At 28.6% G+C, this 23,507-nt stretch carries 29 protein-coding genes; 14 read left to right on the forward strand and 15 right to left on the reverse strand.

Going from position 1 to position 23,507, the window contains the following annotated elements; all coding sequences use genetic code 11:
• Positions 1-70: 70 nt before the first annotated feature.
• The 10 genes from HRT41_14375 to HRT41_14420 form a co-directional block, all read right to left on the reverse strand.
• Positions 71-616, reverse strand: coding sequence for an alpha/beta hydrolase (locus HRT41_14375; protein NQY25205.1), 546 nt, complete (start codon positions 614-616; stop codon positions 71-73).
• Positions 616-1,047: a DUF1566 domain-containing protein gene (locus HRT41_14380; protein ID NQY25206.1), complete on the reverse strand. Its 432-nt coding sequence runs from the start codon at positions 1,045-1,047 to the stop codon at positions 616-618. The genes HRT41_14375 and HRT41_14380 overlap by 1 nt, the downstream gene beginning before the upstream one ends.
• On the reverse strand, positions 1,044-1,322 hold the full coding sequence (locus tag HRT41_14385) for a hypothetical protein (GenBank protein NQY25207.1): 279 nt from the start codon (positions 1,320-1,322) through the stop codon (positions 1,044-1,046). Before HRT41_14385 ends, HRT41_14380 begins: the two co-directional genes overlap by 4 nt.
• Positions 1,312-2,379, reverse strand: coding sequence for a 1-deoxy-D-xylulose-5-phosphate reductoisomerase (locus HRT41_14390; protein NQY25208.1), 1,068 nt, complete (start codon positions 2,377-2,379; stop codon positions 1,312-1,314). The genes HRT41_14385 and HRT41_14390 overlap by 11 nt, the downstream gene beginning before the upstream one ends.
• Complete coding sequence (locus tag HRT41_14395; protein ID NQY25209.1) at positions 2,376-3,134, reverse strand: phosphatidate cytidylyltransferase; 759 nt, start codon at positions 3,132-3,134, stop codon at positions 2,376-2,378. The genes HRT41_14390 and HRT41_14395 overlap by 4 nt, the downstream gene beginning before the upstream one ends.
• Before the next feature lie 72 nt (positions 3,135-3,206).
• Positions 3,207-3,974: a MipA/OmpV family protein gene (locus HRT41_14400; GenBank protein NQY25210.1), complete on the reverse strand. Its 768-nt coding sequence runs from the start codon at positions 3,972-3,974 to the stop codon at positions 3,207-3,209.
• Positions 3,975-3,984: 10 nt separating this feature from the next.
• Positions 3,985-4,344 carry a hypothetical protein gene (locus HRT41_14405; protein ID NQY25211.1) on the reverse strand — a complete coding sequence of 120 codons (360 nt, stop codon included), beginning with the start codon at positions 4,342-4,344 and terminating at the stop codon, positions 3,985-3,987.
• Positions 4,341-4,982, reverse strand: coding sequence for a beta-ketoacyl synthase chain length factor (locus HRT41_14410; protein ID NQY25212.1), 642 nt, complete (start codon positions 4,980-4,982; stop codon positions 4,341-4,343). Before HRT41_14410 ends, HRT41_14405 begins: the two co-directional genes overlap by 4 nt.
• Complete coding sequence (locus HRT41_14415) at positions 4,982-6,094, reverse strand: beta-ketoacyl-[acyl-carrier-protein] synthase family protein (GenBank protein ID NQY25213.1); 1,113 nt, start codon at positions 6,092-6,094, stop codon at positions 4,982-4,984. The genes HRT41_14410 and HRT41_14415 overlap by 1 nt, the downstream gene beginning before the upstream one ends.
• Positions 6,081-6,332, reverse strand: a complete 252-nt coding sequence (locus HRT41_14420; protein NQY25214.1) for an acyl carrier protein — start codon at positions 6,330-6,332, stop codon at positions 6,081-6,083. The genes HRT41_14415 and HRT41_14420 overlap by 14 nt, the downstream gene beginning before the upstream one ends.
• A gap of 116 nt (positions 6,333-6,448) precedes the next feature.
• Here HRT41_14420 and HRT41_14425 point away from each other — a divergent pair, with 116 nt between their 5' ends.
• From HRT41_14425 to HRT41_14470, 10 genes are all read left to right on the forward strand, one after another.
• Entirely contained in the window at positions 6,449-6,766 is a 318-nt protein-coding gene (locus tag HRT41_14425) for a hypothetical protein (GenBank protein ID NQY25215.1), read from the forward strand.
• On the forward strand, positions 6,756-7,460 hold the full coding sequence (locus tag HRT41_14430) for a glycosyltransferase family 2 protein (GenBank protein ID NQY25216.1): 705 nt from the start codon (positions 6,756-6,758) through the stop codon (positions 7,458-7,460). Before HRT41_14425 ends, HRT41_14430 begins: the two co-directional genes overlap by 11 nt.
• Complete coding sequence (locus HRT41_14435; protein ID NQY25217.1) at positions 7,461-8,321, forward strand: lysophospholipid acyltransferase family protein; 861 nt, start codon at positions 7,461-7,463, stop codon at positions 8,319-8,321. It abuts the gene before it with no gap.
• The gene (locus tag HRT41_14440; protein NQY25218.1) at positions 8,318-9,838 is read left to right on the forward strand and encodes an aromatic amino acid lyase; all 1,521 of its coding nucleotides are present in this window, start codon (positions 8,318-8,320) and stop codon (positions 9,836-9,838) included. Before HRT41_14435 ends, HRT41_14440 begins: the two co-directional genes overlap by 4 nt.
• A 9-nt stretch (positions 9,839-9,847) precedes the next feature.
• A complete protein-coding gene (locus tag HRT41_14445; protein ID NQY25219.1) occupies positions 9,848-10,543 on the forward strand; it encodes an SDR family oxidoreductase in 696 nt (231 codons plus the stop codon).
• Positions 10,544-11,071 carry a hypothetical protein gene (locus HRT41_14450; GenBank protein ID NQY25220.1) on the forward strand — a complete coding sequence of 176 codons (528 nt, stop codon included), beginning with the start codon at positions 10,544-10,546 and terminating at the stop codon, positions 11,069-11,071.
• A gap of 1 nt (position 11,072) precedes the next feature.
• On the forward strand, positions 11,073-11,540 hold the full coding sequence (locus HRT41_14455) for a hypothetical protein (GenBank protein NQY25221.1): 468 nt from the start codon (positions 11,073-11,075) through the stop codon (positions 11,538-11,540).
• Positions 11,527-13,650 carry a hypothetical protein gene (locus tag HRT41_14460; protein NQY25222.1) on the forward strand — a complete coding sequence of 708 codons (2,124 nt, stop codon included), beginning with the start codon at positions 11,527-11,529 and terminating at the stop codon, positions 13,648-13,650. The genes HRT41_14455 and HRT41_14460 overlap by 14 nt, the downstream gene beginning before the upstream one ends.
• Complete coding sequence (locus tag HRT41_14465; protein ID NQY25223.1) at positions 13,631-14,842, forward strand: acyl-CoA synthetase; 1,212 nt, start codon at positions 13,631-13,633, stop codon at positions 14,840-14,842. Before HRT41_14460 ends, HRT41_14465 begins: the two co-directional genes overlap by 20 nt.
• A gap of 160 nt (positions 14,843-15,002) precedes the next feature.
• Positions 15,003-15,410 carry a hypothetical protein gene (locus tag HRT41_14470; protein NQY25224.1) on the forward strand — a complete coding sequence of 136 codons (408 nt, stop codon included), beginning with the start codon at positions 15,003-15,005 and terminating at the stop codon, positions 15,408-15,410.
• A 335-nt stretch (positions 15,411-15,745) separates the two neighbouring features.
• Here the strand turns inward: HRT41_14470 and HRT41_14475 are convergent, their stop codons facing one another.
• The 3 genes from HRT41_14475 to HRT41_14485 all read right to left on the reverse strand — a co-directional run bounded on the left by HRT41_14475 (position 15,746) and on the right by HRT41_14485 (position 18,213).
• Positions 15,746-16,147, reverse strand: a complete 402-nt coding sequence (locus HRT41_14475; protein NQY25225.1) for a hypothetical protein — start codon at positions 16,145-16,147, stop codon at positions 15,746-15,748.
• A gap of 184 nt (positions 16,148-16,331) precedes the next feature.
• Complete coding sequence (locus HRT41_14480; protein NQY25226.1) at positions 16,332-17,663, reverse strand: fibronectin/fibrinogen-binding protein; 1,332 nt, start codon at positions 17,661-17,663, stop codon at positions 16,332-16,334.
• A 34-nt stretch (positions 17,664-17,697) separates the two neighbouring features.
• Complete coding sequence (locus HRT41_14485; GenBank protein NQY25227.1) at positions 17,698-18,213, reverse strand: hypothetical protein; 516 nt, start codon at positions 18,211-18,213, stop codon at positions 17,698-17,700.
• Positions 18,214-18,333: 120 nt separating this feature from the next.
• Here HRT41_14485 and HRT41_14490 point away from each other — a divergent pair, with 120 nt between their 5' ends.
• From HRT41_14490 to rplT, 4 genes are all read left to right on the forward strand, one after another.
• A complete protein-coding gene (locus HRT41_14490) occupies positions 18,334-20,142 on the forward strand; it encodes a threonine--tRNA ligase (GenBank protein ID NQY25228.1) in 1,809 nt (602 codons plus the stop codon).
• Between the two features lie 26 nt (positions 20,143-20,168).
• Positions 20,169-20,678 carry a translation initiation factor IF-3 gene (locus HRT41_14495; protein ID NQY25229.1) on the forward strand — a complete coding sequence of 170 codons (510 nt, stop codon included), beginning with the start codon at positions 20,169-20,171 and terminating at the stop codon, positions 20,676-20,678.
• A 162-nt stretch (positions 20,679-20,840) separates the two neighbouring features.
• Positions 20,841-21,038 (forward strand): 50S ribosomal protein L35, encoded by a 198-nt coding sequence (gene rpmI / locus HRT41_14500; protein NQY25230.1) that lies wholly within the window; start codon positions 20,841-20,843, stop codon positions 21,036-21,038.
• Between the two features lie 97 nt (positions 21,039-21,135).
• The gene (gene rplT / locus HRT41_14505) at positions 21,136-21,495 is read left to right on the forward strand and encodes a 50S ribosomal protein L20 (protein ID NQY25231.1); all 360 of its coding nucleotides are present in this window, start codon (positions 21,136-21,138) and stop codon (positions 21,493-21,495) included.
• Between the two features lie 61 nt (positions 21,496-21,556).
• Here rplT and mobA read toward each other — a convergent pair whose 3' ends face one another.
• Entirely contained in the window at positions 21,557-22,162 is a 606-nt protein-coding gene (gene mobA, locus HRT41_14510) for a molybdenum cofactor guanylyltransferase MobA (protein ID NQY25232.1), read from the reverse strand.
• 6 nt (positions 22,163-22,168) lie between these two features.
• On the reverse strand, positions 22,169-23,461 hold the full coding sequence (locus HRT41_14515) for a 3-isopropylmalate dehydratase large subunit (protein NQY25233.1): 1,293 nt from the start codon (positions 23,459-23,461) through the stop codon (positions 22,169-22,171).
• Positions 23,462-23,507 lie beyond the last annotated feature (46 nt).

Here is a 23,507-nt window from a genome sequence, read left to right on the forward strand (position 1 = left end):
TGATTCATACATCGCTTGCGATTTATCCCGCAGGAACGAGGACCATACTTAAAATCATTTATTATTTTTTTTATACATTATTGTTTTCTTTTGTTATAAACTCTAAAGCAAGTTCTAAAGGCCCATAGCCAGAATCTGCATTAATATGCCCTGCCTCTTTTAGAATTGTCATAGGAATATTTAATTCTTTTTGCAAGTTTTTTGCTTCTTCTTCATTTAAATAAGGGTCATTACTTGAAGCAATTAAATAAGCTTCTTTTGTTCTCAAATCTTTTGGATAAGAATAAGGAAAAAAAGTATTCAATTCTTTTATCTCACAATTAATTCGTACGGGGGCAACCAGAAGTAATTTTTCTACTTTTAAGTTTAATTCTTCTTCTATTTGAAACCATAGAATATTTCCCAAAGAATGGCATACTACAATATCTGGTTTAAAGTGCTCTAATTCTTTTTTTAGATACTTCATCCATTCATTTAGTTTGGGTAAATTTTTACAAGGCAAAGAAGGAAAAGAAACCGTATAATCTTTTTTGATTAAGTCCATAGCTAAATGCGCTTGCCAATGAGGATAAGAACTTCCACCCCACCCATGTAAAATCAGTACTTTTTTACTCATTATTTCATACTCGATACACATCTTACATAGATTTTTTTATTTCTATTATCATAATAAGGCGTTCCAGAAATAAAGTGCATATAATCTGCATAAAACCAAAACGTTCGTGCATGTGCTTTAATCGCCCAATACTGATCAGGTAAAGCATATTTAAATTCTTTTATTATATAAGTAATATCGTTCTTTTTATCAACAATTGTTTGTAACTCTTTAATATCGGGTAAGCGCCAGTTTCGTAAACCTGCATGCACTAAATTTTCACAATAAGGTTCTGCTTCTTTATGCGATTGTTTAATAGTAACCGTAGTTTTATCATCTACCCAAATCAATTTATTTTTAAAATCTTTTACTATATTCGTAGTTGAAAATCTTACTGTATCTTTTGCAGATAAAAAAATGCAAAAAGATAATACTAATAAAATAAATTTCATGTCATTTCCTTAATATTGATTTTACTTATATTCAATAGTTCTAATTCTTCTTTTTTAAAAACTTCTAATTCATACTTGTAGTTCTTTTTATACAATAAAGCTACCAGTTCTTTTGGTGTGTCTTTTGAAGGCGCTGCTTTATTATGCTTCTTCCACTCATCAAACTTGTCTTCATAATGTTTTAACATTCTGCCCTCAAAAGCATTACGCGTAAAAATCAAATAAATAACAAGTGCCAATAAAACTCCAAAAGGAAATAATAAATCAAGACTCACAATAACTCCTTACTTCTTCATCAATTAAAAAAACATCGTCAATAGTATTCGCTTTTACATGTGAAAACTTATTTAAAGCATCAAGGGTGATTTTAGGGATATCCAAAAAGCCTATTTTTGAGGCTAAGAATTTTTCAACCGCTATTTCATTCGCCGCATTTAAAACCACGCCTAAGTTTGCATTGTTTAAAATATAGTCTTTTATTTCCCAAATAGGATAACGATCTGTTTTAATTTCTTTAAATTCCAGGGAACCTACTTCTAATAGATTTACTGGTTTTAATATTTTTTCATCTATTCTTGTTTTTAAAGCATAAGCTATTGGTAATTGCATGTTTGCATGGGCAAAATGAGCAGTTGTACTACCATCTTTAAAATTAATCAAAGCATGAATTAAAGACTTTGTTTCAATAATAGCATCCAATTTTGTAGTATCAAACAACCATTTTGCTTCTAATAATTCATACAGTTTATTGGTCATGGTTGCTGAGTCTATTGTGATTTTATTTCCCATGCTCCAATTTGGATGATTAAGAGCTTCTTTTATGCTTACATTTTTTAAAGACTCTAAAGGATAGTCTCTAAAAGAGCCTCCTGAAGCAGTGATAGTCATGGAATCTATTTTTTTGTCTTGCAATAAGTACCATAAACCAAAGTGCTCAGAATCAATAGGCATTAAATTTGATTTATCTACAAACTCTCCTGCTACTACTAAAGATTCTTTATTTGCAAGTGAAAGTTTTTTACCACACTCAATTGTTTTTAAAGAAGGTCTAAGCCCTAAAAAACCAACCAAAGCATTTAATACCATCATTGATTTTGCTTCTTCAATGACATCTAAAATTGCTTTTTCACCGTACCGTACATTCTTATGATTTACTTTATGTACATCTTCTTCTAAAGCAATCACCACAAAATAGGGATTAAATTCTTTTATTTGTTCATTTAATAAAGAAATATTTCTTCCTGCTACTAAAACCTCAACATCTAAAGAAAACTTCTTAGCAAGAATTAAGGCATTAACCCCAATAGAACCGGTTGAGCCTAATAAAATCAAATCACAGCTCGTAGAGTAAGTAACATAATAATAGCCCCAAATAAGAAACCATCACTTCGGTCTAATATTCCACCATGACCTGGCAAAATATCCCCAGAATCTTTAACCCCAGCTTCTCTTTTTAAATACGATTCAAATAAATCCCCAAAAACAGAAGAAAGAGCAACAGCTACAGATACAACCAAAGCTCCAAATAAAGATAAAGGCTCAATAGCAAAAATAGTTCCTAAAATAGCAGCAGTAACAACACCACCAGCTACCCCTTCAAGGGTTTTTTTAGGACTGGTTTCACAGAATTTTGTTTTTCCTATTGATCTTCCTACAAAATAAGCCCCAATATCAGTTCCGGCAACTATTACTAATAACCATAATAAACTCTCAATTCCAAACTCAGCATATAAAGTAAGAAGAAACAAAAAGGATGCAGTTGGATATAGCAGTGGTAAAATAATCTTTTTGTCTAGTTTTTTAGAATAAGCAAGAACAGAAGCATATACAAGTAAAAGTAAGAAAAATAAATCTTCAGCATGAGGATAAAAATAAGCCACAAACCAAAGAGCTCCAGAATAATAATAAACCTCTTGGCTTTTCATTTGAAATAATTTCATTGACTCTTGTAAAGCAATCACAAGTAAAGCCCCAAAAGTCAACCATATAATAAAATAGGAATCAAGATAACCAATAATAAGTGCAGCTAGAAATAGAATCAGCCCCGTTTTAATCCTAGTAGAACTGTCTTTTATAATATCAATCATTAATAAACCTTATAATCTAATTTTTAAGACTTATTATATCAAATCTATTTATACATATTGCTTTTAAGTATTTTAAAATAAATAAGAGAAAGCAAGCCCATAAAATAGTGCAGATTTTGTTTCCACTAAAGGAGATTTTGAATAAGAGACTTTGTCTAAATTATAATATTTTACAAACATTCCGTACCAAAATTTATCATCTTTTTTACTAAGACCTATTGAATTCTGCCATCCACCATAACCACTACTTGCATGATATTCACTTCTATTAGAAGTAACATCATTCTTTTTTATCTCATAAAAATAATTGTGGTAGTCTGAATCACCCCACACTAAACCTGTTTTTAGGGTAAGTTTTATATTATTTGAAAATTCTTCTTTATAATGTAAGTTTACATTTGCCAAATATCCTTGATATCTAATACCAGATGAGCCAACAGAAAAAACAGCACGCACAGGAAACTCAAGATCAAGACTGCTCATTTTATTTTGCTTTAAATGATATATAAAATTAGGCCCTACTTCAAGAGTGGCATCTAAATCATCCATTCCCTCTCTTTTACTGTCCTTACTTTTAACGGGTAACATTCCTCTTAAACTAAGTTGCACTTTACTTTTTTGTGTTTTAAAATAATCACTATAGATTTCATCTCTATTAATATTAATTTTATCACTTCTGTATTCAATATAAGGAAAGGGCAAAAAAAGATTTTTACGCTCTTTTGATCCAATATACGAAGGAACAGAGATAAAACCAAGACCTAATCCATAAGTTAATGATGATGTTTCTTTTCCAAAAAGACTCATTGCAAAGATAAGAAGTATAAGTATTTTTTTCATTGTATGCCTTTTAAATTTTAGAAGGGATTACCACTGTTAAGGTGCCCTTTGAATATATTCTATTATTAAAAATAACTTCGAAATCATATTCACTCATATTTTCAAGTTCAACATTTTTTATCACTTTTACAATACATTCACATTCTTTTAATACTTTAAGTTCCAAAACATTTTTAATATTTATTAAAAACCCTATCTCAGGCTTATCTTTCTCTTCATTTAAAAAAGCAGCACTACTTTGAGCCGCTGCTTCACATAACATAGCAAGACTAGGAACATAAGGAAAAGAACATTTAACAAGTACTTCTTTCTTTTTTAATTCTAATACTTCTTTAGCAAAAAGCATAGGTGCTAAATGTGGTAAGTTCATACTTCAACGCCTATCACATTAGCGCTTTTTTTAAAATTCATCGCAATATTTAGCATTGCACGCATTGAAATAGGAACATTAATTTCAGATTTATTTGTTTTGTAAAACAAACTTTCTTCTTCCTGTGTTATTTTAACCCTTAAAGCAACAGCACATTCAAGGTAATTTTGACACTTATTTAATACATCAATATTTTCAATATTAATTGTTTCACTGCACAGTAATAAAAGTTCATCATTATCCATAGCTTTTACGGCTGCAACCTTTAACACAGACAAAGATGTACGATCTCCTGAAGAAATAGTTAATATCTCTTCTTCATTGTTATGTAAAATAGATGCATAAGAAACAGCTGTATTATAAACAGAGTTTTGAAAATCAGTAGGAGAAACTGTTTCTTCATTCAAAATAGATTTTAATATTTTTGAAGTCGCTAACAATTCTCCAAAAGCAGTTCCATAAATAATTCTTCCTTTTGTGAACCTTATATTGTTCATTAATTCAAGAAGTAACTTTGATGCTTTTGTTAAACGACGTCTTTGCATCATTTTTGGAACAATTTTTTTTGTATTTAATGAACTTATTTCATTTTCACCATATAAATAGCTGGCATCTAAAATTTTTAAATTAATCTTCATTAACACAGTCCAAAAAGTAATGAGGTATTGTTTCCACCAAATGCAAAAGAGTTACTCAAAGCGTAAGAAACTTTTTTTTCTATTGTTTGTAGAGGAAAGTTTAGTTCATTATTTTCTATCTCATTTAGATTATTATTGGGAGTAATAATTTGTTTTTGTAAAACCATACATGTAATAATAGCTTCCAAAGCGCCAGAAGCTCCTAATGTATGTCCTGTAATAGATTTAGTTGAGCAAACATAAGGTTTGTAATTTTTAAATAAACTGTGTATTGCAGCAGTTTCTGATGCATCATTTGCTTTTGTTCCTGTTCCATGAGCATTAATATAATCTACGTCTTTTATATCAATATTTCCACTAAAAAGTGCATTTTGCATCGCGCGTTTTGCACCCTTACCTTCTGGATGTGGTTGTGTCATATGATGAGCATCTGAAGAGTAACCTACTCCACAAAAAAGAAGAGAATTTTCTTCTTTTTTATCTTGTAATAATAAAACAGCAATAGCTTCAGATACATTCATTCCATTGCGATTTTTATCAAAAGGTTTACATGGTTCAGAAGATAAAACACTTAAACCAGAAAACCCACATACCGTGGTATGAGATAAAGAATCAATCCCTACGACTAAAACATTTTTATATATACCTTTATTAATTACTTCTTTAGCGTAAGCCAAAGCATTTGCACTTGAGGTACAAGCAGTTGAAAAAGAGACATCATCCCTAAAAGAAAACTTCTCTTGTAAAAATACAGCAATAGAAGAAATCATATGTTTTTTATAATCAATATTTTTATAGTCTTTATTTTTTAAATAAGAGTTTTCAGTGTGTAGCATTCCTCCAACAGAAGAACCTACAATTAATAAAGTATCATCAAAATTTTGTAATGAAGAATTATTCAAAACATTTAAGCATTTCTCATATAAAAGTTGATCAAATGTTTTATTCGTAGATATTTTACCAATGCAGGAAATTTTTGAAGGAACATAATATTCATCTAAAGTAAGAGTGTTTTTGTTTAAACAAATAGATTCAAATAAATCTAATGAGTTATCTCCCGCGCATGAAATACAATCAAAATGATTGATATATACCGTATTAAACTTTGTCATTTATATAAGATAATAAGTTTTTTACAGATGAAAAAATATCTTGGTAGTTTTCAGTACTAGTGATTTTTACGCCATATTCTTTTTCGATCATTAATACAAGCTCAATTGAATCAACTGAATCTAATCCTAAACCATCATCGCCAAACAGTTCTTCTTCATCAGAGATTTCATCAATACTCATATCTTCTAAATTCAAGCCATTTATAAGTACTTGTTTAAACGCATCACTTGTTATCATATCTCAAAGCCTTATCAAAATTAAGCACGATTATAGTTAAATTCATCTTGTAACTATCTTATAATTTAGCTTTAACATTGTTTTTTGTATTATGGAAATTATAAGGGCAAGAAAGAATGGAATTATTAAAAGATTTATTCACAGTAAAAGAAAAGTCTGACTACACCTATATCCTAAGCTTAGCAAGTAAAAATCATCCTGTGTTTAAAGCACATTTTTTAGGCAATGAAATGTTAGCTGGGTTCTTACAAATAGATATTATTTCATTACTTATGTGCCATAAAATTATTTCAATTAAAAAAGCAAAATTTTTATCATTGATAAAACCAGAAGATGTTTTAGAATTTAGAATTACTAGTAAAGATAATATTAAATACAAAGTTCTAATATACAAAGAAAATAAAAAAATGAGTGAAATACTATATGAAATCTGATCAAATAATAGTAGTTATTCCTACTTTGGATAATGATAAAACTATTCAAGCTGTTGTTAATGATGTAATTGTTCATGGATATAAAGTTATTGTAGTTGATGATGGATATAGAAATCCAGTAAAAAACATACTCTCTAAACATGAAAACCTCATAATTTTAAGGCATGAGACAAACCTTGGAAAAGGGGAAGCAATTTTAAGCGGGGCAAGAAAAGCACGTGAACTTGCTTATGAGTATTTTATTTCCTTTGATGGAGATGGACAACATTTAGCCAGTCAAATTCAAAAAATAATTGTTTCTTGTAATGAGAAAGATCAAATCATTATAGGTGCGCGAAATTTTGATATTAAAAATGTTCCAAATGGCTCTAAGTTTGGTAGATGGTTTAGTAATTTCTGGGCCTGTTGGGATACGGGACAAGAAATTAAAGACTCCCTCTCTGGCTTTAGACTTTACCCTACTTCAATTCTTGATTTAGATATTAAAACTTCACGCTTTGATTGGGAAATGGAAGTTTTAGTTAAACATTCTTGGGAAAAAAGAGTGATTAAAGAAATTATTATTGAGTGTTATTATCCAAGTGCCCAAGAAAGAGTAAGTCATTTTAAAAAGTTTTGGGATACTGCTGCTATTGTAGTAGTACACTTAAGATTATTGCCTATTAAGTTCTTTTACAAAAAAAGATTTAAATAAATGAGCAAGAAACAAAGAGGTTCTGCTTTTAGTATTAAATTTGCATTTACTTTATATAAATATTTTGGTTATAATTTTATATATTATTTTATATATTTGATCAGCGCTTTTTATTTTTTATTTGCAACAAATGTCAAGGATGCTCTTAAAATTTATTATAAAAAACAAGGAATTCCTTTTTCTTCTTTATTTTATTATCAACATTTAAGAATGTTCGCAATTACTATGGTAGATAGGTTTATTTCTAAATATGACCCAGATTCTTATACTTTTATTTATGAAAATAAAGACGAGCTAAGAAAAAAATTAGATTCCAAAACAATTTTACTTTTCTCTCATTTTGGGGGTTGGTCAAGTGCTGCTAATAAAGCAATAACGAATAATACTATTAATATTGTAATGCAAGAAGTTATGACGAAGGGGATTAAAGATATTGAGGATTCTATCCCTAATAAAAAAGACAATTTAAATATTATAGACTTAAATCAAGGTGCCATTAAGGTATCCATTGATATTGCAAATGCCCTAAGTAACGATGAGATCATAGCGCTAATGGCAGATAGAGCTAGTAATAAAAAGAATAGGCATAAAAGTGATTTTTTTAATGAACAAGGATTATTTAATGAAAATCCTTTTAAAATTGCTTATAAAACAAACACGCCCATGTTAATATATTTTGTTATTTATAAGAAAAAACAATGTTATGAAGTCAAAGTGATTGAATTAGAATTTGATTATACGTTAAAAGAAAAAGATGCTATTAAAAAAGCAATCAATAATTATGCCCTTAGTTTTGAAGAAGTTTTAAAACAACATCCAAAACAATGGTTTAATTTTTATAATTTTTGGAGTGAAGAATGAGATTAGAAATAAGCAATAAATATGTAAGCCTAACTGAGATTAAAGAAGCAAAAGAAATCAATATTTCAGCAGAGAAGAAATTTTTAGATTTTATAAATCATACCCATGATTTTTTAATGAATCAAATCAAAGATGGTAAACCTATTTATGGAATTACTACAGGTTATGGCGCAAGTGGGAAAAACTATGTATCTTATGAAGACAGTGAAACCTTGCAAAAAAACTTATTTCGTTTTCATGGGTGTGGAATAGGAGATAATTTATCCTTAAAAGTTTGTAGATATGCGGTAATAATGCGCACTGTTTCTTTAAGTAAAGCACGTTCTGGCGTTAGTATTAACTTATTAAAAAGACTTGAAATGCTAATAAAAGAAGATATTATTCCTGTAATTCCTTCTCAAGGCTCAGTTGGCGCAAGTGGAGATTTAACGCCCTTATCTTATATAGCTGCTGTTATTGCAGGCGAGAGAGAAGTTTATTATAAAGGGGAGATAAGAGATGTTATAGATGTTTATGCCCAACTTAATATTGTTGCTTATACCTTTAAACCCAAAGAAGCGCTTGCAATAATGAATGGTACTACTATTATGAGTGCTATTGCACTTAATGCTATAGAAGAATTTGAAATTATCTTAGACTCCATGGAATCTTATGTAGCAGCTATGTTTGAAGTACTTTTAGGAGATGACACTCCTGTTGCTGATTTTGTGCATGAATCTAAACCCTTTTCAGGACAAATTGCGGCAGCAAAAAATATTAAACGAAAAATTGAAGGTTCTTCTTTAACCCATGGAAGAGATGACAGATACGATAAATTTTTTAATGATAATGATTTAAATATTCAAGATACCTACTCTATGAGATGTGCGCCACAAGTTTTAGGAGTAATTAGAGACAATCTTCTTATTTCTAAAAACTGGGTAGAAACAGAAATCAACTCAGTAAATGATAATCCCTTAATTGATGGAGAAAATCAACGAATTTATACCTCTGGAAATTTTTATGGAGGTTATGTGGCACATGCAATGGACACCTTAAAAATATGTGCGGCTAACTTGGCAGATTTATTAGACAAAGAATTTGCACTCTTAGTTGATCATAAATTTAATAGAGGTTTAGGAGAAAATCTTAAATTATCAAAAGAGCCATATTATCATGGATTTAAAGCCATGCAAATTTCACTTAGTTCTTTAAGTGCTGATGTTATTAAAAATACAACAGCTGCTTCTATTCATTCACGACCTACTGAATCACTGAATCAAGATAAAGTCTCTATGGGAACAACAGCAGCACTTGATTTTGCAAAAATGATGCCAGATTTACATAATATGTTAGCTATTGCTTTTCTTGGAATGGCCCAGGCAGTTGATATTAGAGGAAAAGAAAAAGTATCTCCCCATTTAAAAAATATACATGATGAGATAAGAGAAATTATTGAACCCTTACTAGAAGACAGACGTATGGACTTTGATATTAAAAATATCAAAGTCTTACTTAAAAATGCAAAATTCATATAAAGTAAAAAAATGCAAAAAGTATTAATAACAGGAGCTACTGGTTCTATTGGAGAAAAACTTGTAGAAGAATTTGATAATAAGGGCTTTTTTGTTTATATTCATTATTTTAATAATCAAAAAAAAGCGCAAGAATTACTTGAGAGTATTGAAGCAGGAGAGCTTGTGTACTTTGATATGAAAAAGAAAGAAAGCATTCAAATAGCCTTAGAAAATATTCAAGTAGATGTATTAATTAATAATGCAGGTATTATAAAAGACAGTTTGTTCTTTTTTATGAAAGATGAAGATTTTGAAGATGTAATGCATACTAATGTAAATGCTTTGTTTTATATAACAAAAATTTTAAGTAAAAATATGATTATGGAAAAAAAAGGAAGTATTGTAAATATTGCTTCTATCTCTGGTTTAGTTGGAAACGAAGGACAAGCCAATTATTCAGCTTCTAAAGGTGCTGTTATTGCTTTTACAAAAACACTTTGTGCCGAATTAGGAAGATACAATATTAGAGTTAATGCGCTGGCCCCAGGAATCATTGAATCAGAAATGACAGAAAACTTACCCAAGAAAAAAGAACTTAAAAAGAGTATTCCTTTAAAACGTTTTGGTAAAGCCCAAGAAGTAGCTAAATGTGCTTACTTTATTGGGGTCGAAGCAACATACGTAAGTGGAGAAGTTTTAAATATTTCTGGTGGTTTGGTTAGATAAATGAATCTAATATTTTCTATTTTATATGCTCCTTTTGTTTTTTATGCTTTACAAAATTTCGAATTACAAAAAGTAGCATTAGTTCTTTTTAGCTTTTCTCTTCTTTGGTTAATCAGCCTTTATAAAAAACCTTTAAAAGAAACTATCTTCCCATTATTTTATTTATTTGTTTCTATTATGGCTTATTTTATTAACCATTTTTATTTTTTAAAAGCTTTGCCCTTAATAATTTCTGTTTTAATTTCTATTTTTATGTTTTATTCTTATCACAGTAAAAATTCTTTCATTTTTATCTTTTTAGATAAAATTAAAAAAAAAGTGGGGCCTAAAGAAAAAGAATATATACAGAAATGTACACTTTTCTGGTGCTTTATTTCTGTAATTAATATAAGTTTACATCTATTCGTACTTCAACATAATAATTTAAACTATTGGCTTTTTTACTCAAGTTTTCTTTGGATTTTTGTTTTTTTAGCGGCTGCTTTACTTCAAGTAGTACACAGATTTTTTTATTTAAAAAAGGATTAAAATGTATAAGTATTTACTATTATTTTTATGTACAAATATTTTTTCACAAAACATTGAATTTACTCAAAATAAATATTTAAGTGCTTTTGATAGAACAGTCATAAGTAAAGGTAAGCTAAGTTTTGAAAAAAACAAAATGAGTTTATACTATGAAAATGACAATAAAACGGTACATTTAACTCCTAGTAAAATAATTATAAGTACAGAAAAAAGAGATTTTATTTATGATAAACAAGACAAAATAGAGCTAAGTATTTTTTTATCTTTAATACAAGCTATTTTTAACGATGATGAACAAAGCTTAAAAAAGAATTTTATACTTAGTAAAAATTCCCATATACTACTTCAACCCAAGGAATTTTTAGAAGGTATTATAAAAAAAATTGAATATAAAAAAGATGGTAAAAAACTTATATATTTGAATATTTATTTTGTTAATAAAAATAGGATTAATATTGTTGAAAATTAAAAACTATTTATGTCTAATTATTTTTATCTTTGCTCTCCTCCTTGCTAAGGATTCTTTTTCATATATTTCTACTAACCTAGAAAGTGTTCTTCCTAACAGCCATAAAAAAGAACTTCTCAAAGAATTTAATCAATTCAAAAACAATAAAAAACTTTTTCTGAGCATAAAAGGTTTTGATGAAAAAGACTTAATAAATATACAAGAGATAGAAAAAGAACTCTTAAAAATCAAGGGTTTATCTTTAGCAAAAAACACCTCAGCGCTAAAACTAAAAAAACATTTAGAAGACTATTCTTTTTACAAAAATACTATCAATAAAGACGCTCTCTCGCCTATTAACATTAATAAAAAACTTTCTACAATAAAAGAGCAGATGCTTTTAGATCCTTTTTATTTTTTCACCCAAGAAAGAGACCCCTTAAATTTATATGCAGTTAAAATACAAAAAAATATAAATCTTAAAAACAAGCATTTAATCTTAGAAAACTATGGTTATTTTAGTATTTTTAATCTTTCTTCTTCTCTTAATACTTTAGAGGAATATGAAAGGGTATATGATCAAATACATAGTATTATAAAAAATGATACTCTTATTTTCTCTCCTATCTTTTATTTTGTTGAAAATTCCAGAATTATAAAAGAAGATGTAAATAAAATTCTTCTCTTTGCTTCTGTACTACTCCTATCTTTATATTTATTCATCTTAAAAAGTCCAAAACTTTTGTTTAATACTTTTTTAACTCTTAGTTCTTCCATCCTTTTAGCCCTGTTTTTTACAACAGAACTTTTTGGAGAAATATCTATTTTTGTTTTAGTTTTTGCTGTTTCAATCTCTAGCGTTTCTATTGATTATATGTTTCATCATTACATGCATGATTATTATCATCAAAAGAAAAAATTCAATAAATCCGTTTTCTTTGGCTTTTTAACAAGTATTGGTGCTTTTCTTATTCTTTCTTTTGTTGATTTTTCTTTGCTCAAACAAATTTGTATCTTTTCAGCACTTTCTTTATTCTTTGCATATTTACACTTTACATTTTTATTTCCATATATTACATTTAAAAAAAGAGCCAAAGGTCTTCCCTTTAAACAGAATGCACAAAAGCACTATCTTAGACCCTCTCTAATTACATTCTTTTCACTTTTGATTATAAGTGTTTCTTTATTCAACATAGAATTTGACCTAAACATTAAAAACTTAGATGTAGACAATACAAGCTTGGATATAAAACGTGATTTTTTTGCAAAAAAATTAAATACAAAAGAGCAAAGCCCCATATTATTTGAGGCCAGTTCTTTAAATGAGCTTACGAATATTGCTTATTCACTAAAACAAACCTACCCACAAGCTTATATTCCCCTAAGTATTGTTTTAAGTCCCCAAGAATTTATTGAAAAAAAGACTTTTTTAAAAGATAATTATTTACTGAGTTTAAAAGAGCAAGTAAAAAAAGAAGCACTATTTTTAGGTTTTCAAGAAGACTTCTTTTCTAAGGCCTATATCTTAAAAACAGAAGCTCCAACTTTTGAGAAAAATGACATAAAAAAGATGCAACTTGAAGTACGTTATTATAAGCATACCTATTACTCTTATGCTTATCTTCCTAGTCCTATAAAAAAAGAGTTAGCTGCTAATATTGTTTATCATGAGCTTTCTCTTAAACACTTATTTATAAAAGATTTAAAAAGAGTATATACGGAACTTTCCTTTTTAGGGGCAGGCAGCTTAGTTTTTATTCTTCTTATGCTTGTTTTTACTGCAAAAAAACGTTACTTTATTGCTATTAATTACATACTCTTTCCTCTAGCTATGTGTTTATTGTTTTCTATTTTCTTCTTATTCAATATTTTACATTTATTAATGCTTTTTATTATTCTAGCCATTGGTATAGATTTTGGAATTTATATGAGTTCTAAACAAGTAAGTTCATCAACAAAAAAAGCAATAGTATATTCTTTACTTTCCACTTTTTGTGGTTTTGGAGTCTTGGTATTTTCTAATATTACTGCACTGTATTCACTTGGAACAGTGGCAAGTGTAGGTATAGTCTCTATACTACTTTTATTACTCAATTCAAAAAAGGTTTTTAATGATACTGAAGGTTTATAACGACGATGGTAGTTGTCAAGAGCACATAATAAATAAAGAAAACTTTTACGATAAAAACTTAGAAAATACATGTTCTTATATTGCTTCTACTAATAAAGAACAAAATGCTCTTAATATGTTTAAATCTCATTTCTCAAATGCAAAAAGCATTTTATACGACAAAAGTAATAAATCCATTGCAAAAAAAATTGAAGCATTAAATATTTCTAATTTTGAAGACAGTAAAAAAAATAAAACGATTTTTGATATTTATGATTTCTCTTTTTTATTCTTTACTTCAGGTACAACTGGATTTCCAATAGCCGCATTAAAAAACAAAGAAAACTTTTTAGAAGAACTGGAGGTATTAACAAAACTTTTTAAAAAATACACTATTAAAAGAGTAATTGTAAGCGTTCCTTTTGTTCATTTCTATGGCTCTCTAATGGGCTTTATGTATCCTTTGATTAATGATATAGACATAGTTCTAAAAGAGCATTTTTTACCTCATGATTTGCTTGATCTTATTGATGATAACTCTTTGGTTGTTACAACCCCTTTATACATTAAATCTTTAAACAGACTAAATCAAAGCAAGGATTTAAGTAAATCTATTTTTCTTTCATCAACTGCTCCTTTATTTAAAGATACGGCTTTAGAATTTAACAAAAAATTCTCTTGTGATATTATTCAACTCTTTGGTTCAACAGAAACGGGTGGAATAGCTTATAAATACAATGATGAGGAATTGTGGACTCCCTTAGAAAAAGTGATAACAAGTGCTAATAAAGACAATGAACTTACAATACACTCGCCTTTTGTTTCTAATATTCTTTTTGAAGATAGTTTTAAAAACACAAAACAAAAAATACAAACATTTGATTATGTAGAATTTAAAGAAGATAAATTTAAACTTGTTGGACGAAGTTCACAAATATTTAAAGTAGCAGGAAAAAGATACTCAACAGTACAAATAGAAAATATTTTAGAAGATACTCCAGGTATAAATAAAGCACTGGTAACTATAAAATCACAAAAAGAAGAATTAAGAGGAGAGAGTTTAGTAATTACTCTTGAGAGTAAAAAAAGTTTTTTAATAAAAGAAATCAAACAAATCTTAAAAAATGAGTTGTCAAATATAAAATTTTCAATTGAATTAAAATTTGTAGACAAGATTCAAGTTTCTTCGCTTGGGAAAAAACTTGTATTTTAGTTTTAGTTTAAATCTAATTCAAGATTGATTTGATAGATGTACTTTTTTCATCAATAATTTTAGAATTTGAATAGTAATTTTACTTTTTAAATAAAAATTAATATTATTATAATTAATTACCTATTATAATACTACTAATTTAAAATTTTTAGGAGTAAGAATGAAAAGAATAATGAAGTTAAGTAGTTTTCTGGTTTTAGTAGCATTAATTATGACTGGATGTCCAGCCCCAATATATAATGTTGAGAAAAGTAAAATAACAAAATCCACTGAAAGTATGGATTCTATTTATAAATCTATTGAAACTGCCGCAGAATCTCTTACCTGGCAGATAAAGAGAACAGGAAAGAATGAAGCTATTGCAATACTTTATATTCGAGTACATGAAGCAAAAGTAAAAATCACTTTTAATGAGAAAGAGTATAGTATTACATATATAGGTGGGCAAAACTTATCTTATAAACCTTCAGAAGGTACCATACATGAGAATTATAATAAATGGGTTCAAAAGTTGGAAAGTAGTATTGATGAGCATCTGAAAAAAGACTCTGAAATAATGTCAAAATAATAAGATAAAATTTTATCTATCATTTGTAAGTTAAGCATATTTTGATTTACTCACTATACTTAAAAAATTGAAAGGTGTTGTTGTGTTAAATATGACTAATATTTAACACAACAAACTTACAACTACTATACAAAAATACCTAAGTTCTGAATATCTTCATTTTTTTTATTCTATAGTAATCTCTATTGTCGTGTACAGAGTGTATAAAACATTTGCACCATTTTGAATTTTTACGTTTCTTCTTCGGGTGTAATCTATTTCGTATCTTCCCCATAATCTAGGGAAAACTTGGCACACTATATGTTTCGTATTTAAGGAACTTATTATAAACATTTTTATTTTTTGTTTGCGATTGACTTTAATTCATGATTAATAGCATTCTCAAATTTTTGAACCCACTTATTGTACTTTGGGTGAATCGTTCCTTTTGTTTTATTATGATCTAAATTAACACTACTTACATGATTAATAGAAAAAGTATTAGAGCTATGAGGAATTTCTACAACGGCTTTGCTATTTTCGTAATGAAGCACTGCTTTAGCCAATCCTGTCTCAACTTTTTTCACCACCCAACCTTTTGAATATCCGGCTTTTTTAATCGCATTGAATACGTTTTCTTGACTAACTTTTTGTTTTATTTCGGACTTCATTACATTATAAACCGAAGAAGCTCCACAGCCAACAAATACGATACTTAAGATAATGCCTAAAATATTTAATTTCACAATACTGTTCATTTTTTGCCTTTTTTATTTATTACCGTATAGTAGCGTCAATAATCTATATAAGTCATTAATTTTATTATAGTTTGATAAGTAAAAGACTGTTTATTTTACTAAACGAAGATTAAAGGTTTATTCGATTTTTTCTACATTAAGTGAAGATATAAATAGTTTCTAAGAAAAGAAACAAATATCTAAATTAGATATTTATTACTATTGTTGTGTAAGGATTGTATAAAACATTTGCGCCAGATTGAATTTTTACGTTTCTTCTTTGGGTGTAATCTACTTCATATCTTCCTTCATAATCTAGGGAAAACTTGGCACACAGTTGGGCTGCTTTTATAATTACTTCTTCGGGGATGGTTTTTTTGGTGTTTTGTACAAAAACATGGGCGGAAGGTCTGTCTTTTAGGTGAAACCAAAAATCACTTGCTTTTGAGTTTTTGAGTAAATAAATATTTTCTCTCTCACTTGTACCCAACATAATTTTAAAACCATTAAAAAAGAAAGCTTCATAAGGTTGTTCTTTTTTTGTTCTTTTTTGATTCTTTTCTTTTTTGGGCAATAAAAATTCACACTCATCTATATTTTTTGCATTTTGAATATTAAGAATCATACGTTTAAAAAAAGAAAGTTTTTCTTCAATATTGTTTTTTTCTATGGAAATGCTTTGAGCTTTTCTTTTTGTTTTTTTTGCTAATTTAAACAATTTATTTCCGTATACACTTGGACTTGCTTCATTATTATCTAAATCAAGTGTTGTTAGCTCACCTTGCATGTTATATACTTCTATACTTTTTGCATAAGGTTTAATCAAATGAAGGTTTGAGAAAATAAGATTCCCTTTTTCATACAAAGCCTTGGCTTTTTCTTCTAGAACTTCTTCTTTTTCAAGTGTATTTAGTAACTTTTGCATTTTATTGGCATTTTTATTAAGGCCAGAAAGTTTTACTTTTTTTAAATTGTTTAAATTAAGTTCTTCTTTTTTTGAGTACGTCTCGTATAAAAGTTCTTCTAAGTCTTTTATTTCTTCAATTTTAGGAATGTAAGATGCTTTTGGAACTTCTTCTAGTTTCTCCCCTACTTTTACAACACGAGAAGAAGAAAACTCATCAATATGCCTAAGCGCTTCTAAAATAATAAGATTTTCATCTGTTATTATAATATTCGTATGTTTTCCTGTAAACTCAAGTTGTAGCATTGTTTTTTCTTCTTTATATGAAGATTTTGAATCCACATAAAAACGAATGATTTTATCATCATTGTGTAAAGTGATATCTCTAATTTTAGCATTGTAAAAACGCTTTAACAGGATATTATCGAAGGGTGCATTAAAATCTTTTTTAGAGTAACGTTGTTCATTCTTTTTATATACTAAAGAATTCCCTTTAGTTAAATCAAAAAAAATGTTATTTTGATTATTGAACTCAACTATAATTGTATTGTTTTCAATTCGTTTAATCACTTTAATAGCAGTACACTTGTCTTTTAAATAAGTAACCAATTCTTTTAATATGTAATATTTCATTTTTATTCTTTATGTATTTGTATGTTTATATGTTTTAATGTCGAAAGGACATTTGTTCTAGTTGTAGTATTACTTTTTCTGCTGCTTCTAACATGTTTATATTTAAAGCTTTAAATTTTTCATCTTCTATATTTACTAATAATTTATCGTATATTATAGAATAAGGATAAATAATAAAGTACATATACTCTTTTGACCTGGATTCATGATTCAATTCTTTGAACCACATAGCTAAAAGTGAGAAATAAAACATAGAAGGATTAAATTCTTTTTCTTTTTCCAAAACTTTACTTACTTCTTTATTGATTAGATTATAAGCAGCTAAAACAGCCTTAATTCTAAAGTTTTTTGCATTTTTTAAATAATAATCATTGGGGTAAGTCATATACTCCATCTGCACAAGCATTTCACTTGAAGTTTTACTCATATAAGTAAGAATATCATCGTTTACCTCAAAGGTATTTTGTCTTTCATTAATATAATGACGTATTAAATCTTTACAAAACAATAATAAAGCTTCTGTTTTTATTTTTGATAGGTTTAAAATCATTTATGATTTTAGCATTTTTTACTTTATGTGCTATAAATTCAAGAATTATAATTCACTTAATAATACTTTTAAGTCCAATTAAGATAACATATACAGATTTTATTATAAAAAAGGAAATGATTGGAACCCATAGGTATTTTAAGCGAAGGTCAAATATATGATCTTCAAACTGCAGAAGCTTTAAACATCACAGGAGAGGAAGTAAGAGCTGACAACTCACCTGAATCACTCGAAATTCTTAGACACTCCTGTGCTCACTTAATGGCACAAGCGATAAAAGAGTTATACAAAGATGCTAAATTCTTTGTTGGTCCTGTAATTAAAGAAGGATTCTATTACGATTTTAAAGTTGAATCTAAAATTACAGATGATGATTTAATTAAAATTGAAAAGAAAATGAAAGAACTTGCAAATGCAAGACTTCCTATTACACGTTCAGAGATTTCAAGAGATACGTTTTTTGAAAAATTTGCTAACGATGAATTAAAACTAGAAGTAATCAAAAGAATTACAGACGATACATTGACTATGTATACCCAAGGTGATTTTGAAGACCTTTGCCGTGGACCACATTTACCCAATACAAGAATGATTCGAACCTTCAAACTAATAAGAGTAGCTGGTGCTTATCTTGGTGGTGATGAAAAAAACGAAATGATTACACGAATTTATGGAATTGCTTTTTTTGATAAAAAACAAATGCATGATTATGTAAGAATGTTAGAAGAAGCAAAAAAACGTGACCATAGAAAACTAGGTACAGAATTAGAATTATTCGCTTTCAATGATGAAATAGGTGCTGGTTTGCCTTTATGGTTACCAAATGGTGCAAGACTACGTTCTAAATTAGAGCATATTTTGTATACTGCCCACAGAGTAAGAGGGTATCAACCCGTACGTGGACCTGAAATCTTAAAATCTGATATGTGGAAAACATCTGGTCACTATGAGAATTATAAAGAAAATATGTATTTTACAACCATAGATGATCAAGAATATGGTTTAAAACCTATGAACTGTGTAGGTCATATACAAATATTCAAAAATAAATTGGTTTCTTACAAAGATTTACCAATGAAATATTTTGAATACGGAGTAGTTCACAGACATGAAATGTCTGGATCTATGCATGGATTATTTAGAGTAAGAGAATTTGCTCAAGATGATGCACATATTTTTTGTATGGAAAATCAAATTAAAGATGTTATCATTGAAGTGTTAGAATTTGTTGATGCTTTAATGAAGATGTTTGATTTTAAATATTCAATTGAAGTTTCAACAAGACCCGAAAAAGCAATTGGGAGTGATGAATTCTGGGAGAAAACAACTGCTGGAATTATTGATGCACTTACTGAAAACAATATTGAATATGGTATTGATGAAGGTGGAGGAGCATTTTATGGTCCTAAAATTGATATTAAAATCACTGATGCTATTGGACGACAATGGCAGTGTGGTACGGTTCAAGTTGATATGAACTTACCTGAGAGATTTAATGCACAATTTATTAATGCAGAAGGTGAAAAAGAACAGCCAGTAATGATTCACAGAGCCATTTTAGGTTCTTTTGAACGATTTATTGGGATTTTAACTGAGCATTGTGCGGGAGAATTTCCTTTTCCTATTGCACCAACGCAAGTTATTTTTATCCCAATCGCGGAACCTCATGTAGAGTATGCGAAAGAGTTAAATAAAGAACTGGTTTACAATGACATTGATGGCGAAATTTATTCTATGAACGAAAGTTTGAATAAGCGCGTTAGAATGGCAGAGAAAAGAAAAGTACCAATGATAGTTGTTCTTGGAGATGAAGAAGTTACTAATAAAACAATAGCTTTAAGAAACAGAAGAACCAGAGAACAATCAAACATGACTAGAGATGAATTTATGTCTTTAGTAAAAGAATTAAAAAACGGGAGTAGAATTTGAGTAGAGGTAAAAAAAACGACGCAATAATGAATGAGGACATCAGAGCTGTAGAAGTAAGATGTACAAGTGATAATGGTGAAAATTATGGAATTATTCCAACAAGAGAAGCATTAAACATTGCTGATGAACAAGGTTTAGACCTAGTATTAATTGCGCCAGATGGTAAACCACCAGTTGCAAAAATCATGGATTACGGTAAATTTAAATACCAACAAGAAAAAAGAAAAAAAGAAGCAAGAAAAAACCAAAAAGTGATCGTAGTAAAAGAGATTAAACTTTCTGTTAAAATTGCTGACAATGATATTTCTTATAAAGTTAAACATGCACGTGAATTCTTAGAAGCTGGACATCATGTTAAGTTTAGAGTATTTTTAAAAGGTAGAGAAATGGCTCATCCACAAGCGGGTGTTGATGTTCTTAAAAGAGTATGGCCAATGGTAGAAGATTTAGCTACTATGGATAAAATGCCAAGATTAGAAGGTAGATATGTAAATATGCTTACTCTTCCTAAAAAAGACGAAAATACTAAAAACTAGTTTTACTCTTCTTACTACTTCATTTTATTAAACAGGGTTTGCCTCTGTTTGATAAAAATTAACAAATATTCTTTATTTAACCTTTCTTTAAATTAAATTTAAGTACAATGACAAACTTTTTCTAAATATATGGAAAATGCAAATTTAAATAAGGAAGCTAAAATGCCAAAGATGAAATCTAATAGTGGCGCTTTAAAAAGATTTAAAGTAAAGAAAAATGGTTCTATTAAAAGAGGATCTGCTTTTAGATCACACATTTTAACTAAAATGTCACAAAAAACTAAGAGAAATCTTAGAGGTTCAAAATTGATTCACAAAAGAGATACATTATCAGTTAAAAGAATGCTTTGTTTAGCATAATTAGTATTTACTAATTATTTAGTCCCTCCACATACGTGGACAAGTTCGATTTATAATCGACACCTATTATTTACATAATATATGGTAAAGGAAAGATATGCCTAGAGTTAAAACTGGTACAATTAGAAGAAAAAGACATAAAAAAGTATTAAAAGCTGCAAGAGGTTTTTTTCAAGGTAGAAGAAAACACTTCAGAAAAGCGAAAGAACAATTAGAAAGATCTATGGTTTACGCTTACCGAGATAGAAGACAAAAGAAAAGAGATATTAGAAAGCTTTGGATCGTTAGAATCAATGCTGCTTGTAGATTAAATGACATCTCATATTCAAGATTCATAAATGGATTACACCTTTCTGGAATTGAATTAGATAGAAAAATCTTAGCAGATATGGCTATGAACGATGCGGCTGCATTTACAACAGTTGCGACTGCTGCAAAAGCTGCTTTAACTAAATAATTTAAATTTGCAAATAAAAAAAGCTTGAACCTAGGTTCAAGCTTTTTTTTTGTCTTAAAAACTAAGAAAAACTCTTAATTAATTCTTTTGCTCTCGCATAATCTTCTTGATGATTTAAGTTAATAAACTCATCATCATTTTTAAAATCAACAATTTTAGTATTCACACTTTTTAATAAATATCCTATTTTATGCATATCATCATCAAGCATTTTATTAATTACAGGAAGTATACTTTTAGAAAAAACTCCTGTTAAAGAATGTAAGCGTTGTGTTTGCGCAACACAAATATCAAAAAGTTTTGATTCTTCTATAAGCTTGTTAATGCTTGAAATAGTAACTAAAGGAGTATCAACGCTAAGAATAAATACTTTGGGTGCTTCTAGCTGCTCTAAAACACTTTGAAGTGCAATCAAAGGTGAATATATATCACTCTTTTCTAATAAAAGCTCACAATCGAAATCAAATTTATTTGTTTTTGAAGAAAGACAGATATTTTGAAAATAAGGAAACAATCTTTTGTATTGGTATTTTGCTAAAGAAGAAGCGTTTGAAAAAGGAAGAAGTGCTTTGTCTTCTTTCATTCTGCTACTTTTTCCTCCACATAAAATAACCAAAGGCATTTCATGTAGTGAGCCTTGAATGAAAAAAGAGTTTTTTTCATTCATAAAGTTTTATACCGTTTTTATTTCTAAATCAATTATACTTGCTGGATCTGTAATATAACCAGAAATAGCAGAAGCCGCAGCAACTGCTGTGTTAGATAAATAAATCTTTGAAGAACGTGAGCCCATTCTACCTACAAAGTTTCTATTAGTTGTAGAGATACACACTTCATTATCTCCTAAGATTCCCATATAACCACCTAAACAAGCCCCACAAGTAGGATTTGAAACAACAGCTCCTGCATCAATTAAAATATCAACATAACCTGCTTTTGTTGCATCTCTTAAAATCTTTTGAGTTCCAGGCGTTACAATTAATCTAACATGTCTTGCCACTCTTTTATTTTTTAATAATTGTGCAGCTGCTTTAAAATCACTTAATCTTCCGTTTGTACAAGAACCTATAAATACTTGATCTACTCTAATTTGATCACTTACCGCTTGAGATAAAGGGTGACCATTTGATGGTAAAAATGGGTAAGCAATAACAGGCTCTAAATTTGAAACATCAATTTCAATGACTCTAACATAACTTGCATCATCATCTGAATAATGAATCTTAGGTTCATCTCTTAATGAGTCTCGTGAGTCTAAAAACTCTTTTGTAATATCATCATAAGCTACAATACCACTTTTAGCACCCGCTTCAATAGACATATTACATAAAGCAAATCTATCATCCATAGAAAGTTGAGATATGGTATCGCCTGTAAATTCAAGTGCTTTATATAAAGCACCATCAACACCTAAAATTCTAATAATTTCTAAAATTAAATCTTTCCCAGTTACATATTTTCTTAATTTTCCAGAAAATATTACTTTGATTGATTCTGGAACTTTAAACCAATTTCCACCAGTAATCATAGCAAACGAAATGTCTGTACTTCCCATACCGGTTGAAAATGCGCCTAAGGCTCCATGTGTACAGGTATGTGAATCTGCACCAATAATAACATCTCCTGGAAGAACCAAACCTTTTTCAGGAAGTAATGCATGTTCAATTCCCATGTCTTTTTCATCAAAGAAATACTTTAAATCGTGTTTATATGCGAAATCTCGTGATATTTTTGCTTGATTTGCAGATGCTATATCTTTTGCTGGAATAAAGTGATCAAGTACTATTGCAAAACCTTCTGGATTGGCTAAGGTTTCTTTTCCACTTTCTTCAAAAGCTCTAATTGAAATAGGTGTTGTAATATCATTCCCAATAACCATATCAATGTTGCATCTGATTATTTCTCCTGCATATACTTTTTTACCTATATGTTCACTAAATATTTTTTCTGTAATTGTTTGACTCATAAACTTCCCTATACTTTTATAAATTGTAATATTATATCTAAAATTA

The sequence above is a fragment of the Campylobacteraceae bacterium genome (genome assembly GCA_013215945.1).
In the GTDB taxonomy this organism is placed as follows: domain Bacteria; phylum Campylobacterota; class Campylobacteria; order Campylobacterales; family Arcobacteraceae; genus NORP36.